The organism is Corynebacterium doosanense CAU 212 = DSM 45436 (genome assembly GCF_000767055.1).
GTDB lineage: Bacteria > Actinomycetota > Actinomycetes > Mycobacteriales > Mycobacteriaceae > Corynebacterium > Corynebacterium doosanense.
On the sequence record NZ_CP006764.1, the window covers coordinates 225,016 to 239,908 of the forward strand.

Below are 14,893 nucleotides of genomic sequence, written 5' to 3' on the forward strand. Positions count from 1 at the left end.
TTCTCCTTTTACACCCAGTAGCTCACGCGGAAGCGCCACTGGCGCATGACCACGGTGGTGATGAGCAGGCCGGCGACGGTGCAGCCGAGGACGATCCACCAGTGGTAGCCGGCGATGTCCTGGCCGATCATCGGGGCGCGGATGATTTCCAGGTAGTGGTAGAGCGGGTTGATCTCCGCCAGCTTTGCGCGCTCGGCGACGTCGCCGCCCTGCTCCTTGAGGGTGTGCGTGGTCCAGACGATCGGGGTGATGTAGAACATCAACTGCACCAGGGCCTCGAGCAGCGGAGCGACATCGCGGAAGCGGGTGGCGATGATGCCGAACAACATGGTCACCCACACGCCGTTGACGGCCAGCAGCACCAGCGCGGGGATGGCGAGGATGACCTCCCAGCCCAGGTTGATGCGGAACACCAGCACCAGCGCGACCCAGATGACCAGGTTGTGCGCGAGGAAGATCATCTGCCGCCAGACCAGCCGGTAGACGTGCACCGACAGCGCCGAGGGCAGCTGCTTGATCAGCCCCTCATTCTCGATGAAGACGTTGGCGCCGTCCTTGATGCAGCCGGAGATGAAGTTCCAGATGATCAGGCCGACGGTGACGTGGGGGAGGAACTCACGCAGCGGCAGCTGGAAGAGCATGGAGTACAGCAGGCCCAGCGCCAGCGCCATGACGCCGGTGGCCACGGTGATCCACAGTGGGCCCAGGGTCGAGCGGCGGTAGCGCTGTTTGATGTCCTGCCAGCCGAGCTGGAGCCACAGTTCGTGCTGGCCCGCGCCCTTGCGGAGATCGGCGAAGGCCGCCCCGAAGGTGGAGGACTGGGAGGCGGGTGCGGAGCCGTCGGTCGGCGCGGACATCCGCGCGACGTCGGCTCGCAGTTGTTCGGGTGTTTGACGCTGCACAGCGAGCCAGCCTACCGCCCGGGTCGGGGCTCACCGGACTCCGACGTGGCCTCGGGGGTCGATTCCGGCTGAAAGAGGGGCAGGTACCAGTGGGTGTCGCGACGCTCGCAGCTGCCGACCTGCCAGCGATCGTCGGCCGGGAGTTCGCCGCGCAGGGTGTCCGCGTAGGTGCGGCAGATCTCCTCGCCCGGGTAGGGGCCGAGGTCGGACCAACGACCGTCGTCACGCGCCGGTGTGGTCCTGGTGGTGGACGACGGCGACGTGAGCGCCCAGCTGGTGACCGTTTCGGTGGGCGCGGTCGCCGTGGTGGTGGCCGTGGTGGTGACGGTGCTCGCCTGGACGACCGTGGTTGTTGCCGTGACTGTGGAACCGGAGGTCGGAGCCGTTGTCTGACAGGCGGACAGGGCGCCCAGCGAGGCGCACAGCAGCGGGAAAACTGCGGGCGATCTCAGTCTCATGGCGGCATGCTCCGGGTTTGCGGGCGGGCTGGTGACGGCGCGTAGGCTCGGGGGCGGTTGCGGTATCGTAGGCCACCGGCCGGACGTCGCGCGGGAACTTGGACGGATCACTACTCTGTTGACCGGTGACAAAAAAGGAGGAGACGCACATGAGCGGATACGACGTGTTCAGCGTGCGTGGTCTCTACACCTCGCTCGGCGACGGGTGGACCTACCTCAACGCCCACTCTTGCCCCCAGATCCCCGAACGGGTCTCCTCCGCCGTGGCCCGCTCCTTCCGTCTCTCCACGGCCGTGTCGCCGGTGGAGAAGGGCGGCAGTCATGCGCAGCAGCGCGCCGCCGGAACCCCGGAAGGCGACGGGTTTGCGCACCAGGCGCGGGTCGCGGTCGCCGACCTCGTGGGCGCCACCGCGGACAGTGTTGTCCTCGGCCCGTCGATGGCGGTTCTCTATTCGCAGCTAGCCCGGGCCATGCGCCCGATGTGGCGCCGCGGATCGTCGGTGGTGCTCAGTGGTCTCGACGGCCCGGAGTTCACCGCCCCGTTCGCGGAGGGACCGGCTTCCGAGATCCGCTGGGCCGTGCCGGACCTCGGCACCGGCCAGCTGCCCGGCTTCCAGTTCCGCGACCTCGTGGACGGCTCGACGCGCCTGGTGTCCTTCTCCGCCACGCAGGGGGAGATCGGATCGGTGGCGGACATCGAGCAGATCACCGAGGACGTGCGCTCCCGCTCCCGCGCCTGGGTGCTTGTCGACGCCTCCTCGCTCGCCCCCTCCCGTCCACTGGACATCCACGACCTGAACGTGGACATCCTCGGCGTCGACCTCGCTCAGCTGGGCGGGCCGCAGGTCAGTGCGCTGGTGTTCCGCGATCCGCTGATGTTCAACCGCCTCGGCGACGTCGTTCCGGGAATCGATCTGCGCGCCAGCTCGGTCGTCTCCGCCGGGCTGGCGGGTGGCGTCGCGCCGACGATCGACCACCTCGCCGCCCTCACCGACTCCACCGGAACGAGGCGCCAGCAGCTGGTGCAGTCGATGACGGCCCTGTCCGGGTACATGCGCTCGCTTCGCGACGACCTCTACCTCTACCTCGACTCCCTCGAGTCCGTGCACATCGTCGGCGTCACCGGCGAGGCTGCCGCGGGTGCGGGCAAGGATCGGCTCCCGAGGCTGTCCTTCGCCGTCAATGGCGTCCCCGCGGAGACCGTGCAGCGCCGCCTGGTGGACAACGGCCTGGTCACCGCGCTTGCCCCGGCCAGTTCACTCATGGAGGAGATGGGCGTGGCCGACATCGGCGGCGCCGTGACCGTTGGGCTGGGCCCGTTCAACACCACCCACGATGTCAACCAGCTCATCCGCGCGGTGGCGTCACTCGCCTGAGCGGCCGCTCAGAACACGCAGAAAGACCCGGCAGCCTTCAGGGGCTACCGGGTCTTTGCCTGGGGTACTGAGAAGAGACTAGCTGAGGGTGGCGACGCCAGCCTGAGCCTGCTCGGGGGTGAACTTGCCACCGTCTGCGGCGCCGAGCTCGTCAAGGATCGCCTCGGGGGTCATGTCGAAGTTCGCGGCGTAACCCTGCGCAGCCTGGGCCGCCTCGTGGTTCCAGTCGGCGTTAACGTTGTCGACAGCGAACTGAGCAGCCTCAGGAGTGTACTCGCCACCCTCTGCGCTGATCAGGTGATCGTAAAGCCCCTGGTAAGAGAAGGGGATCGGAGAATCGACGAACGCCTGTGCGTCGGCGAGCGCGCTCTGGGGATCAGCCTGGGCGCCGGCTGCTGCACCCCCTGCGGCGGTCTCGGAGGTGGCCGACGACTCGGACGGGGAGGTGGTCGCCGAAGCCGTGGCCGAGGTGGTCGTGGCCGGTGCGGCGGCGTCGTCATCGTCGCTGTCCCGGTTGAGGAACCAGAAGAGCAAACCGAGGAGGAGAAGGGCGAGGAGGGCGAGGAGGGCCCACTTCAGCCATCCACCCTTCTTCTCCTCTTCCTTGTAACCGGTGCTTCCGGAGACCGGGGCGGTCTCTACCTTGCGGGTCTTGTCGACGTTATCGACATCGGCGGATTCTGCGCGGTACGTCGCTTCCTCGGCCTTGTTGTTGAGGCGGTCCGCAGCGGGCTTGCCGTCCTTGGGATCAATCGGTGAAGACATGCTGATGCTCCTAGTCAGTGAAATTCACTGGTCTGGATGATCGGTGAAGCCAACAACTAGATATAACCCATGAGTGGTCAGGTTGTAGATACCGAAAGTACCGCATTCTCTTTGGGGAGGGCGAAGGGCCCGTGTCGGCTAGGTGCCGAGAGTCAGCACGATCTTGCCGGTGACCTCACCGGAATCCAGCAGCTCGTGGGCCTTTGCCGCGTCCTGCATGGGAACGGTGCGATGGATCTGATGGGTGACACGGCCGTCGTTGAGCAACGGCCAGACGTTCTCGACGGTGTCCGCGACGATGTTCGCCTTGTCGTCCAGATCCCGCGCGCGCAGCGTCGCCGCGGTGATGTGCTGGCGGCGCGGCAGCATCCGGCCGAGGTTGATCTCCGCCTTCGTGCCGGACTGGACGGCGATGATGAACAGGTGGCCGTCCTTGGCCAGGCACTTCATGTTGTCGGCGAAGTAGTCCGCGCCAATGATGTCCAGGATGAGGTCAACCTGTCCCTCTAGCTTGTCGACGAAGTTTTCCTCCCGGTAGTTGATGAGGATATCGGCCCCCAGCTCCCGGCAGGTCTCCAGCTTCTCCGCGGACCCGGCGGTCGTGGCCACCGTTGCACCGAGGGCCTTGGCAATCTGGATGGCCATCGTGCCGATGCCGCCCGCGCCGCCGTGGATGAGCACAGTCTTCTCCGCGTCCAGGCCGCCCTGCATGCCGAGCGTCGACCACACCGTGCACGCGACCTCGACAATCGCGGCGGTCTCTGCGAGGGAGTAGCCCTGCGGAATCGGGGTGAGCTGGCCCTCGGGGACGGCGACGAACTCGCCGTAGCCACCGCCCGCGAGCAGGCAGCCGACCTCCTCGCCGACGGTGCGGCCGGTGTCGCCGGCGTCGGCGATCGTGCCCGCGCACTCCAGGCCGATGATCTCCGAGGCGCCCTTCGGCGGCGGGTACATGCCCTTCGCCTGCATGAGGTCGCCGCGGTTCACACCTGCCGCAGCGACCTTGACCAGGACCTCACCCGGGTTGAGTTCCGGTTTCTGCGTCTCCTGCCACTCGAGGGCGCGGGGGTTGTCGGGGTCTGTCTGAATGATGGCGTTCATGGTTGTACTCATGCGACCCCAGGGTAGGGACTTTCGCCGCCCTCGGTTAAGATTCGTCCTCGTTGGAGACGTGGCAGAGCGGCCGAATGCACTGGTCTTGAAAACCAGCGAGGGTGAAACCTCCGCGGGTTCAAATCCCGCCGTCTCCGCAGTCCAGATAACCCCAGTTCGTTACTGAACTGGGGTTACTTGTTGCCAGGCTCCTTTCACAAAGTGATCCCTGGGCGCATAGAGTCTTCGCTATGACCTCGACCACGCATGAATCACGCCGCCAGGCCGCCATCAAATTTTCCAAAACCTGGAGCGGACGAGGTTACGAAAAGGGTGAGACGGCCCAGTTCTGGACGGATCTCCTTCGTGAGGTAGTCGGCATGGAGGACCTGACTACCAACGTGTTCTTCGAGGAGCGCACGGCAAGTGGTGGCTTCATCGATGTCTCGATTCCCGACGCGAAGACTTTCATCGAACAAAAGTCCGTTGGCGTGAGCTTGGACAAGACAGGTTCAAGACAGTCCCAGGATGTCACTCCTTTCCAGCAAGCGTTCAACTACGCGAATGCGATGCCGAACTCCAAGCGTCCAGACTTCATCATCGTCTGTAACTTCGGCGAGTTCTGAATCCACGATCTCAACACCGTCGAGCCCAGCAACAACTACCTTTCTTTTGCGCTCGACGAGCTACCCGAGCAGTTCCATCTCCTCGATTTCCTCATCGATCCGCAACGCGCACGCCAGAAGCGAGAGGAAAAGGCGTCGATGGATGCCGGTTCGCTCATCGGCAAGCTCTACGGCGCGCTGCGTGATCAGTACCAGGACCCCGACGCCCCAGAGAACCAACATGCGCTCAACGTTCTGTGCGTGAGGCTGGTGTTCTGCCTCTTTGCCGAGGACGCTGGGCTCTTCCCCAAGGATGCGTTTTACACCTACCTCAATGACGTCTCGTCGGCGAAAGCTCGTAGCGCTCTGAAAGAACTGTTTGAGGTGTTGGATACACCCGTCGATCAACGGGATCCGTACCTCGAGTCAGCGCTGAAAAAGTTTCCGTATGTCAATGGTGGCTTGTTCGCTCGGGCGGAAGAAGTCCCGCCATTCACGGATGAGATCCTGTCAATGCTCGTCGACGAGGTTTCCAAGGACACGAACTGGGCGGAGATCTCACCGACAATCTTTGGCGGCGTTTTCGAGTCCACTCTTAACCCTGACACGAGGCGCGCGGGAGGCATGCATTACACCTCGCCGGAGAACATTCACAAGGTCATCGACCCGTTGTTTGCCGATGCGCTTACGCAAGAACTCGCCGACATTCTGGAAGCTCCGGGACAGGCCCCGCTGAAACGCCGCAACGCCCTCGAACGTTTCCATGCCAAGATCGGGGCCGTCCCCTGTTTGGTGGACACGCTGACCCTGGCCCACAATGGGCCGGAGAATGCGAGAGACCACCATGCCGAAGAACACCTACACCGATGAGTTCAAAGCCGACGCGGTCCGGCTCTACGAGGACACCAAGGGCGCTTCTTTTTCCTCAATCGCCGTGGACCTCGGCATCAGCCGGGCGACGTTGAAGAACTGGGTCTACGCCGCCCGCAGGGCCCGCGGCGTCCAGCCCAGCCGCACCGCCGAGGACCCCACCGACGAGCTGCTGCGCCTGCGCAAAGAAGTCCAGCACCTGCGCTCGGAGACCCAGAAGCTTTCCACCGAGCGCGATATCCTGCGCAAGGCCGCGAAGTATTTCGCGGGAGAGACGACCTGGTGATCCGCTTCCAGTTCGTTGACGACTACGCCACCACCTACTCGGTGAAGCGGTTGTGTCATGTCCTTAATCTGAACCGGTCAAGCTTTTACAAGTGGCGGGACGGCAAGCCTGCCCGCAGGCAGCGCCAGCACGCCGATGATGTGCTGGTGGCCCAGATGCGGGACTACCACGAGGAGTTCGATGCCACGATCGGAGTGCGCCGCATGACCGCCGAAATCAACGACACCGCGCCCACGCCGGTCAACCACAAACGCATCGAACGTCTCATGCGCCAGCACCAGATCGCCGGGGTGAACCTGCGCAAGAAGAAACGCACCACCATCCCGGACCAGGACGCGAGGGTCTTCGACGACCTCGTCGGCCGAGACTTCACCGCCGAGGACTGCAACCAGCTCTATATCGGCGACATCACCTACTTGCCCTGCGGGAAAGGAGAATTCATGTACCTGGCCACGGTCATCGACGTCTGTTCCAGGCGTCTGGTCGGCTACTCGCTTGCGGACCACATGCGTACCAGTCTCGTCCAGGACGCGATTGAGGACGCGGCACGCACGAGAGGCTCCCTGGACGGGGCAATATTTCACTCGGACCACGGCAGCGTCTATATCTCCTCAGCGTTCCAGACCACGTGCCGGAGGCTGGGGATCCGCCAGTCGATGGGCCGGATCGGATCGAGTGCGGATAACGCGATGGCTGAGTCGTTCAACGCCTCGCTGAAGAGGGAGACGCTGCAAGGTTCTGGTGGTTGGGCGTCGCCGGTTCAGTGTCGACGGGAGGTGTTCCGGTGGATCACGAGGTACAACACACGTCGTCGGCACTCCGGGATCAGTTACTTATCGCCGAGAGCTTTCGAACACCGCGCCACGGCTGTTACCGTGGCACCCGCTGCTTGATCAATCCTGCGTGTCCACTCAAAGGGGGACACCCCCCTCCTCGAAGAAATACCCAAGACGCAACACCTTTCGGCCCGCTTTGACAAGTACCTCGTCCGCATAATCGTCGCCGAGTGGCGACGCCTTTCGGGCTACCAACCCGGTAAGACATGGTCGACATCATTCGGACCGCACCAAAGCTTCCTGGCTGAGGTCCCGGGAGGAGAGGCATTCGATTCGTGGCATCAGACAGCTCCATCAGCTTCGCGACACGCTTGAGTGCACTCGTTTTCGAAGAGGCTCTCGCCCTGTATATCGACCGCTGCGAAACCCCTGCCAGGTAGAAAACAGCGGATGAACTTGGCTCCTGCAACTGTGGCTGACTGATTCCGATCACTTCGGAAAAGAGCCGGCAAGATGTGCGGCCCCTAGGCTTCGCTCGAATGGTCGTCGATAGGTTGAGCCTCGAACCCCAGAACTGCCCCAGGGCACGCTGATAAGTCAGCTCCTCTGGAATAATGACGTACAGTGGCCCGCTTTAAGGTTTGGTGAATAGATTGACCAAAAACCCGCCGGGCTGTGCGACGTAGCAAGAGGCGAGCCTCGTTCGAATGAAAGGTCCCATTGACCGATTCAGTGGCATGCGTCAAAACGTGGTTTAGCAAATAACGTCAAGATTCCCGCTTCAACCGTTAGGCTCGGGTAATGTACCGGTATGCCTCGTGAGTCTTATGATGTCCGCGCACTTAGGTCGAAAGCCATTGCTTCTCTACGGGCGGGAGTAGTCGCCTTTAACGGGCTGGATGACGATGCTCGCATGACACGGGTTCTGCTTCATCTCCAGCACTCGTTCGAGATGTTGTTGAAGGCCGGACTTCTTGCAACAGGAGATACGGCCGTCTTCGACCGAAAGAAGCGCATGGCCATTGGAATGGAGACTTGCGTGAAGCGCTGCCAGCAACAAGCTGGCATCAAGCTCACAGATGAGGAGGCGGGAACGATACGCGTTCTCGACAACCTTCGTGACGGAGAGCAGCATTGGCACCAGGTGGTTGAAGAGGGGTTACTTTACCTTCATTCACGTGCGGCAGTCACCCTTTTCGACGATTTATTGTACCGAATTTGGGGGCTCCGGCTTGCCGAGCATATCCCCGCCCGCGTGCTTCCCATCAGTGCCGAGCCGCCCCAAGGGTTGGACTTGCTCGTCGATCAGGAATTTGAGCGAATCGCGGGTCTTCTGAAACCTGGTCGCCGAGCGACTGCAGAGGCCAAGGGGCGTGCACGGGCCCTCTTGGCTACGGAAGCGCTATCGGACCCCGATGCAGTCGAGATCAGTGAGTCTGACGTCAACCGTGTCGTAAAGGGGATAAGGGAGGGTAAGGCCCGTGAGCAGGTCTTTCCGAAATTGAACGGTGTCGCATCCTCCACCGCTGGAGAAGGCCTCACCGTGGAAGTGCGCTTCGTAAAGAAGGACGGGCTTCCGGTGACATTCACAACCGAGGCGGCTGGTGATGCGGCCGCTATTCGCGAAGTTGACCTGGAGAAAAAGTTCCACATGGGTCCTTACGACCTCGCTGATAAGTCTGGAATCAACAGAACCCGAGCAGTGGGCCTGCGAAGGCACTTAGGATTGGACGAAGACGATGATCACTATTCGCACACCTTTAAGTTCGGAAGTCAGAGTCATCGGCGCTACTCCAACAACGCGTTAACGGCCATGCGCGAAGCCAAGAAGACTGTGGATATTGAGTCGGTCTGGCTCGCACATCGAACGTTACCGTCGAATTATAAGATGCCGCAGCCGGCTTGCGATCAGCCTGGTTGTGTAGACAGTAAGTCAAGAAGATCCTAGATTCTGGAATAACTGAACGTTTCCGAGAGGTGGTTCGAAGATTGGTCCGCGGCTATTTAGTTGGGAGACACCGGTCTCATCGCCTTTCTCACTCCGTACGCGGAGATTTCGAGCCGGGCTGATTGCGCCCGTGGTTGTCGGGCTCCCGGTGGTGGCCGTGCTGGGATTAATCCTGAATGAAGCAATCACGGGGTAACTCGAAGAGCGCAAGGCCGGGCGCCGGTCGACCTCGCACTCGGCACGCCCGCAAACTTTTCGTTAGCGTTGGTGGCGTAAGCAATCACCTTCAGGAACGTAAAAGGAGCAACAACCATGGCTGAGACCCTGTACACCGCATCTGTTACTTCCACCGGCGGAGGCCGCGACGGCCGCGTCACCGGCGACGGCACCGTCGACTTCGACGTCCGCCCGCCCAAGGAGATGGGTGGCGACGGCAACGGCGTCAACCCCGAGGCACTCATCGCCGCAGGATGGGCCGCCTGCTTCAACGGCGCCCTGCAGAAGACCATGAAGGAGAACGACGTCAACGTCGAGGCTCACCAGCCCGAGGTCACCGTCGACTTCAGCATCAACAAGGTCGAGGACGGCCTGCGCACCTCCGGCGTGCTCACGGTGAACTTCGCCAGCACCCCGGACAACGCCCAGGATCTCGTGGACCAGGCGCACGCCTTCTGCCCGATCTCCAAGGCCCTGCGTGGTGACATCGACCTCGAGGTCAAGGTCGCCTAGCTTCACCGTAGAAAAAGTGCGCACGTGCGCACTTTTTTTATGCCCGCTCCTCCAACCACCGGTCGATCCCCCCGCGCAGGGACGAAAGCCCACGGACCCCGCGCTCCTCGAGCGCGGCCACGGCCTGCGCGGATCGCACCCCGCCGGCGCAGTACAGCACCACGGGACCAGGCTTATCGACGCTCCCCGCCACCACCTCCGGGACTCCGTCCATCGACAGAATCTCCGGCAGGGGAACGTTGACCGACCCCTCAATGGCGAAGGCCGAGTGCTCGTGGGGCTCGCGGACGTCGATGAGTGTGGCCCCGGCCGGAATCTCGTCCACCTCGGCGACCACCACCCGCGCCTGCCGCGGCGGATCCTCCGCCAGCACCCGCTCGAGCACAGTCTCGGACCCGGTGACGGGCACGTATTCCCACATTCCGGTCAGTGAGTCGAAGTAGCCGAGCTGACCCATGAGCGGCGCCCCGAGGCCCGTGACCAGCTTGATCGCCTCCATCGCCATGGCAGAGCCGACCACCCCGACCACCGGTCCGAGCACGCCCGCCTGGGCGCAGTTGGGCACGACTCCCACGCCCGGCGGGGCGGGGAAGAGGTCCTCGTAGATCGGCCCGTGGCCGGCCCAGAACACCGACATCTGCGCCTCATGGCCGAGGATCGAACCCCACACGTGCGGGATGCCCAGGCGCGCGGCGGCGAAGGACACGACGTGGCGGGTGTCGAAGTTATCGGTGCCGTCGAGGACCACATCCACGCCCTGTAGAAGTGCCAAGGCATTCGCCCAGGTCAGTCGCTCGCGCACCACGGAGACCGAAACCTCAGGGTTCAGTGCGGCGATCTGCGCCGCCGCAGACTCGGCCTTCGGCACGCCCACGGAGTCTTCGCGGTGGATCACCTGGCGGTGCAGGTTGGACTGGTCGACCACGTCGTCGTCGATGAGCTTGATGCGGCCGATGCCCGCGCCGGCGAGGTAGAGCAACGCAGGGGATCCGAGGCCGCCGGCGCCGATGACGGCGATGTGGGCGCCCTGAAGTTTCTGCTGGTTGGTGGTGCCGATGAGTGAGACCTGGCGCCGATAGCGCGCGCTCATTCCAGTCCCACCCAGGTCACGGGGCCGTCGACGAGCGCCTGCTCCTTCCAGATGGGCACCTCAGCCTTGACGCGGTCGGCCATGTCGGAGCACGCGGCGAAGGCGTCGCCCCGGTGCGCCGCGGCTGCGAGCACCACAAACGCGTCCTCGCCGATCTTCAGCGGCCCGGTGCGGTGCGCCGTCCACAGGCGGGTGCGCGGGTGTGCGGCGGAGACTTCGGCGGCAACCGACGCGATGACGTCAGGCGCAGTGGGGTGCGCCGAGTAGGTCAACGAGGCCACGCGCTGGCCGCCGTCGTGGTCACGCACCACGCCCTCGAAGATCACGAGCGCGCCCATGGCCTCGGTGACCACGTGGGAACGGGCGTCGACAAGCATCTTTTCCAGGGGCTCCTCCGTCATGAACGCGGCGAGCACCTGCCCGGTCTGTTCGGCGACGTAATCAGGATCCATGGTTGCCCTCCAGCAGGTCGACGATGGGAATGACCAGGTCATCGAGCACCGTGCAGCCGTCCTTCACGCCGCCGGGGGAGCCGGGCAACGTCATGATGAACGTGTGCCCGCGCACCCCGGCGACAGCGCGCGAGGCCACTGCCATGGCCGTCTTTTTGCGACCCTCGTCCCAGAACGCGTGCACGATGCCCGGCAGCTCGCGCTCGATGTGCGGGGTCACGGCCTCGACGGTCTGGTCGTCGGCGGTGACACCCGTGCCGCCCGAGGTGAGCACCACGTGCGGGACGGTTTCGGCGCGGAAAATGCGGTCCATGGTGGGTTTGATCTCGGCATCGGGAACCACGAGCGCCTCGGGAGTGTCAAAACCTTTGGCGCGCAGGAACTCCACCGCGATGGGCCCGGAGGTGTCCTCGTAGGTGCCGGCGGCCGCGCGGGTGGATGCGACGACGACCAGCGCCGTGCGGCCGGGGCGGTTGGAGTCGGGATCGTGGTGGTGCACTGAAAGCTCCTTAGAGCGGATAGACGGTGACGAACTCTCCTGCCCCCACCGTAGCGCCGGCGGGGATGCGGATGAGGCAGTCGGCCACCGCACCCTGCGCGAGCAGGTGCGAGGACGTGCCGCCCACGGGTGTGACCCCCTCGGTTGTCAGGGTGCCGCGGAGAAGCTGCTCCTTGCCGGGCAGGCCTTCGCGTTCTTCGGTGAGCACGGTTCGCACCGGTGACGGCGCGTGCCCGAGGACCGGCGCGACAAACATTCGGAAACTCACCAGCGTGGAGATGGGATTGCCGGGCAGGCACACGGCCGGCACGCCGTCGAACGAGGCCAGCCCCTGCGGCCCGCCGGGCTGCATGTCCACGTGCCCGAACCACCCGTCCAGCACCTGCCGCACGACCTCGAACTTCCCGGCCGAGATCCCCCCGGAAGTGACGATCACATCGGGGCGGTGCTTATCGACGCCCCGTGCCAGCGCCTCCCGCAGGGCCACCGGGTCGTCGTCGGTGAGTACGTGACCGGCGACGTCGATCCCGTGCCTGTGTGCGAGCGCGGTGAGCATGGGCGAATTGGAGTCCGTGATGTGCGTGCCCACCTCGGCTCCGCCGGTGACGATGAGGATGGAGGCCCTCGTGTTCACACGGACCTGTTCGATGCCCTGGCTGATCAGCAGGCCGACGCCCGCGGGAGTGACCGGCGATCCTGCGGGGAGCAGCAGGTCGTTTTGTTGGGCATCCGAGCCACGGGTGCGGATGAACTGGCCCTGGGGCGTCTCCGGGACGCGGATGGTCGCGCCGGGCTCGAGGAATTCGGACGGATCGCACTTTTCGACCGGGACGATGGCGTGTGTGCCCGGCGGGACCTTGGCGCCGGTCATGACCGGGGCGGCGAGGTTGTCGAGCGGGCCGGGATCGGCACCGGCTGCGACGGTCGGGCCGACCTGGTACTCGCCGCCGGTTCCGGGGATGGCGTAGCCGTCCATCTGGGAGTTGTCGAAGAGCGGCGAATCCTGGGCGGCGCGAATGTCCTCGGCGAGGATGCGGTCAGCGGCCTCGGCCGGGGTCACAAGCTCGGTATCCGGCTCCGGGAGGTGGTTGCGGACGGCGTCGAGATGGCTGGAGATGGTGGTCACGAAGATATTCCTCCCTTTTGTGCTCATGATAGCGTCGCTGACATGGAGATTCACTACTTTGCCGCCGCCCGTGCCGCCGCCGGAACCACAGTGGAAACGGTGGACAGGCCCGCGCCGGGGACGACGCTGGGCCAGTTGCTGGGGGAGCTTGCTGAACAGCACTCCGGCACCACCGATTCCGGGCTCAGCCTGGGGGAGATCTTCGGGCGCTGCACGTTCCTGGTGGATGGCGCCAACTCGCCCGAATCGACCGTGCTGGACCACGCCGCGCGGGTGGACGTGCTGCCACCGTTTGCGGGCGGGTAGGGCAGTATGCGGCTGCATACTGCGTGCCGCCGTCGGTGCAGACCCGGAGGAATGGCGCTTTCCGCAATTCTCCCGCACGGGGGTCTGCCCACGATGAGAAATTAACCCCTGAGTCTCCGGGCTGTGAAGCCTAACGCGATCGCGGCGCTAGCGAGCCCGGCCACCACGATTAATCGGGAGGGCGCGGGAGAATCCACCGTGCCAGGAATCAGGAGAATCGCCGCACACCCACTGAGAGCTGCGAGCACAATGCACAACGCGGCCAAGATCTGAGCGTATTTCAACCTGGTCACCTACCTAGCGCAGCCGGGACCTGGCGTGCTGTCCGATCAACGACCACATGGGCACGTCGGCAATAGTGGGTGGTGCGGAAGAACATAGATGCGGCCTCCGATGAAAAGGGAGAAGTCGAGTGCGATCCGTCTGGACCAGAGTGCGGCCCTGGGCTCTGCTTCGAAAGCCCCGTAGACAAACACGGCACTAAAGAAGACACCCTCCCGGGTAATCGCCCGGCTTGTCTCCTAGAACCCGGCCTTCTCCCACGCCGCCAGGAACCGATCGGCCTCGTCCTCGGTGGTGACGGTGACCCGCAGTCCCTCGGGGAAGGCGCGTACCAGCACGCCCTGTTCTGCCAGGCGGGAGGCGTAATCGGCGGCGTTCACACCCGGCAGCCAGACGAAGTTGGCCTGGCTGCGAAGTGCACCGATGGTGTCGGCCACGCGGTCGCGGGCGGAGACGGTTTCATCGGTGCGCTCGAGAAGCTCGTCGGCGGATGCCAAAGAGGCCAGAGCACCGGACTGCCCGATGGCGCTCACGGAGAAGGGCACGGCCACCTTGTCCAGGGCGTCGATAAGCTCCTCCGGTCCGAAGGCGTAACCCACCCGGGCACCGGCGAGGCCATAGGCCTTGGAGAACGTGCGCAGGCCGATGACGTTGGGGTAGGCCGTGATGACCTCGGTGCCCACGACGGCGGACTCGTCGCGGTTGAACTCGAAGTAGGCCTCGTCGAGGGCGACGATGACGTCGGCGGGCACGCGGGACATGAAGTCCGCGAACTCGTCGTCGGTGATGACCTGACCCGAGGGGTTGTTCGGGCTGCAGAGGAAGATGATGCGCGTGCGGTCGGTGACGGCGTCGACCATGGCATCGAGGTCGTGGCGGCCGTCGCTCAGGAGCGGAACCGGAACGGGCGTCGCACCGACGACGTGGGCGAAGATGGGGTACGCCTCAAAGCTGCGCCAGGGGAACAGCACCTCCTCGCCGGGGCGGGTGGTTGCTGTCACGAGCTGCTGGCACAGCGCGGAGCTGCCGGTTCCGACGGTGACCTTGTAGCCCGTCGATAAGCCGAGATGCTCCGTCAATGCCACCTTCAGCGCCACCGCGCCCATATCGGGGTAGCGATTAATGCCACGCGCCGCCTCCGTCATCGCGTCCACCGCGGAGGGCAGCGGGGCGCCTGCTGCCTCGTTGGAGGAGAGCTTCAGGGCGTCGTCGTTGCGCTTGCCGGGAACATAGGCGGGGATGTCGGTGAGATCGTCACGAATCATGGGCGTTATCCTAACCCGCCTGGTTTGGTGCGTCGCTGGGCTGCCCGCTACGATGGCCGCAGGCTT

Annotated in this window: 14 protein-coding genes, 1 tRNA gene and 1 pseudogene; 7 read left to right on the plus strand and 9 right to left on the minus strand. The window is 64.4% G+C overall.

From position 1 onward, the window contains the following. Window positions 1-8 precede the first annotated feature (8 nt). The gene (gene wzm / locus CDOO_RS01125; RefSeq protein WP_018022925.1) at window positions 9-857 is read right to left on the minus strand and encodes a galactan export ABC transporter permease subunit Wzm/RfbD; all 849 of its coding nucleotides are present in this window, start codon (window positions 855-857) and stop codon (window positions 9-11) included. Window positions 858-913: 56 nt separating this feature from the next. Next, a complete protein-coding gene (locus CDOO_RS13135; RefSeq protein WP_026159495.1) occupies window positions 914-1,360 on the minus strand; it encodes a hypothetical protein in 447 nt (148 codons plus the stop codon). A 149-nt stretch (window positions 1,361-1,509) separates the two neighbouring features. Here CDOO_RS13135 and CDOO_RS01135 point away from each other — a divergent pair, with 149 nt between their 5' ends. Then, entirely contained in the window at window positions 1,510-2,736 is a 1,227-nt protein-coding gene (locus tag CDOO_RS01135; RefSeq protein ID WP_018022926.1) for an aminotransferase class V-fold PLP-dependent enzyme, read from the plus strand. A gap of 78 nt (window positions 2,737-2,814) precedes the next feature. On the opposite strand, the gene CDOO_RS13140 is transcribed toward CDOO_RS01135, so the two are convergent. Together CDOO_RS13140 and CDOO_RS01145 are read right to left on the minus strand one after the other, a co-directional pair. Continuing rightward, window positions 2,815-3,501: an Ltp family lipoprotein gene (locus tag CDOO_RS13140; protein ID WP_018022927.1), complete on the minus strand. Its 687-nt coding sequence runs from the start codon at window positions 3,499-3,501 to the stop codon at window positions 2,815-2,817. Between the two features lie 138 nt (window positions 3,502-3,639). Continuing rightward, the gene (locus CDOO_RS01145) at window positions 3,640-4,602 is read right to left on the minus strand and encodes an NAD(P)H-quinone oxidoreductase (protein ID WP_018022928.1); all 963 of its coding nucleotides are present in this window, start codon (window positions 4,600-4,602) and stop codon (window positions 3,640-3,642) included. Between the two features lie 64 nt (window positions 4,603-4,666). On the opposite strand from CDOO_RS01145, the gene CDOO_RS01150 reads away from it, so the two are divergent. The 5 genes and pseudogenes from CDOO_RS01150 (at window position 4,667) to CDOO_RS01175 (ending at window position 9,807) form a co-directional block, all read left to right on the plus strand. Further along, a tRNA-Ser gene (locus CDOO_RS01150) sits at window positions 4,667-4,751 on the plus strand. Between the two features lie 93 nt (window positions 4,752-4,844). After that, window positions 4,845-5,972 (plus strand): annotated as a pseudogene (locus CDOO_RS14230) (type IIL restriction-modification enzyme MmeI); the annotation flags it as partial. 70 nt (window positions 5,973-6,042) lie between these two features. Further along, a protein-coding gene (locus tag CDOO_RS01165) for an IS3 family transposase (RefSeq protein ID WP_156111862.1) occupies window positions 6,043-7,247 on the plus strand; the annotation gives its coding sequence in 2 pieces (ribosomal slippage) (window positions 6,043-6,337 and window positions 6,337-7,247; 1,206 coding nt in all). A gap of 796 nt (window positions 7,248-8,043) precedes the next feature. Then, a complete protein-coding gene (locus CDOO_RS01170; protein ID WP_018021594.1) occupies window positions 8,044-9,078 on the plus strand; it encodes a hypothetical protein in 1,035 nt (344 codons plus the stop codon). A 312-nt stretch (window positions 9,079-9,390) separates the two neighbouring features. Then, window positions 9,391-9,807, plus strand: coding sequence for an Ohr family peroxiredoxin (locus CDOO_RS01175; RefSeq protein WP_018021593.1), 417 nt, complete (start codon window positions 9,391-9,393; stop codon window positions 9,805-9,807). A 37-nt stretch (window positions 9,808-9,844) separates the two neighbouring features. On the opposite strand, the gene CDOO_RS01180 is transcribed toward CDOO_RS01175, so the two are convergent. The 4 genes from CDOO_RS01180 to CDOO_RS01195 are packed head-to-tail and all read right to left on the minus strand — an operon-like array spanning window position 9,845 to window position 12,974. Continuing rightward, window positions 9,845-10,897, minus strand: a complete 1,053-nt coding sequence (locus tag CDOO_RS01180) for a ThiF family adenylyltransferase (RefSeq protein ID WP_018021592.1) — start codon at window positions 10,895-10,897, stop codon at window positions 9,845-9,847. Next, window positions 10,894-11,349, minus strand: coding sequence for a molybdenum cofactor biosynthesis protein MoaE (locus CDOO_RS01185; protein WP_018021591.1), 456 nt, complete (start codon window positions 11,347-11,349; stop codon window positions 10,894-10,896). Before CDOO_RS01185 ends, CDOO_RS01180 begins: the two co-directional genes overlap by 4 nt. Next, a complete protein-coding gene (locus CDOO_RS01190) occupies window positions 11,339-11,848 on the minus strand; it encodes a MogA/MoaB family molybdenum cofactor biosynthesis protein (RefSeq protein ID WP_018021590.1) in 510 nt (169 codons plus the stop codon). The genes CDOO_RS01185 and CDOO_RS01190 overlap by 11 nt, the downstream gene beginning before the upstream one ends. 10 nt (window positions 11,849-11,858) lie before the next feature. Then, window positions 11,859-12,974 (minus strand): molybdopterin molybdotransferase MoeA, encoded by a 1,116-nt coding sequence (locus CDOO_RS01195; RefSeq protein WP_018021589.1) that lies wholly within the window; start codon window positions 12,972-12,974, stop codon window positions 11,859-11,861. A 42-nt stretch (window positions 12,975-13,016) separates the two neighbouring features. On the opposite strand from CDOO_RS01195, the gene CDOO_RS01200 reads away from it, so the two are divergent. Further along, entirely contained in the window at window positions 13,017-13,280 is a 264-nt protein-coding gene (locus CDOO_RS01200; RefSeq protein ID WP_018021588.1) for a MoaD/ThiS family protein, read from the plus strand. A gap of 521 nt (window positions 13,281-13,801) precedes the next feature. Here CDOO_RS01200 and CDOO_RS01205 read toward each other — a convergent pair. Beyond that, entirely contained in the window at window positions 13,802-14,827 is a 1,026-nt protein-coding gene (locus CDOO_RS01205; protein WP_018021587.1) for a pyridoxal phosphate-dependent aminotransferase, read from the minus strand. Between the last annotated feature and the right edge of the window lie 66 nt (window positions 14,828-14,893).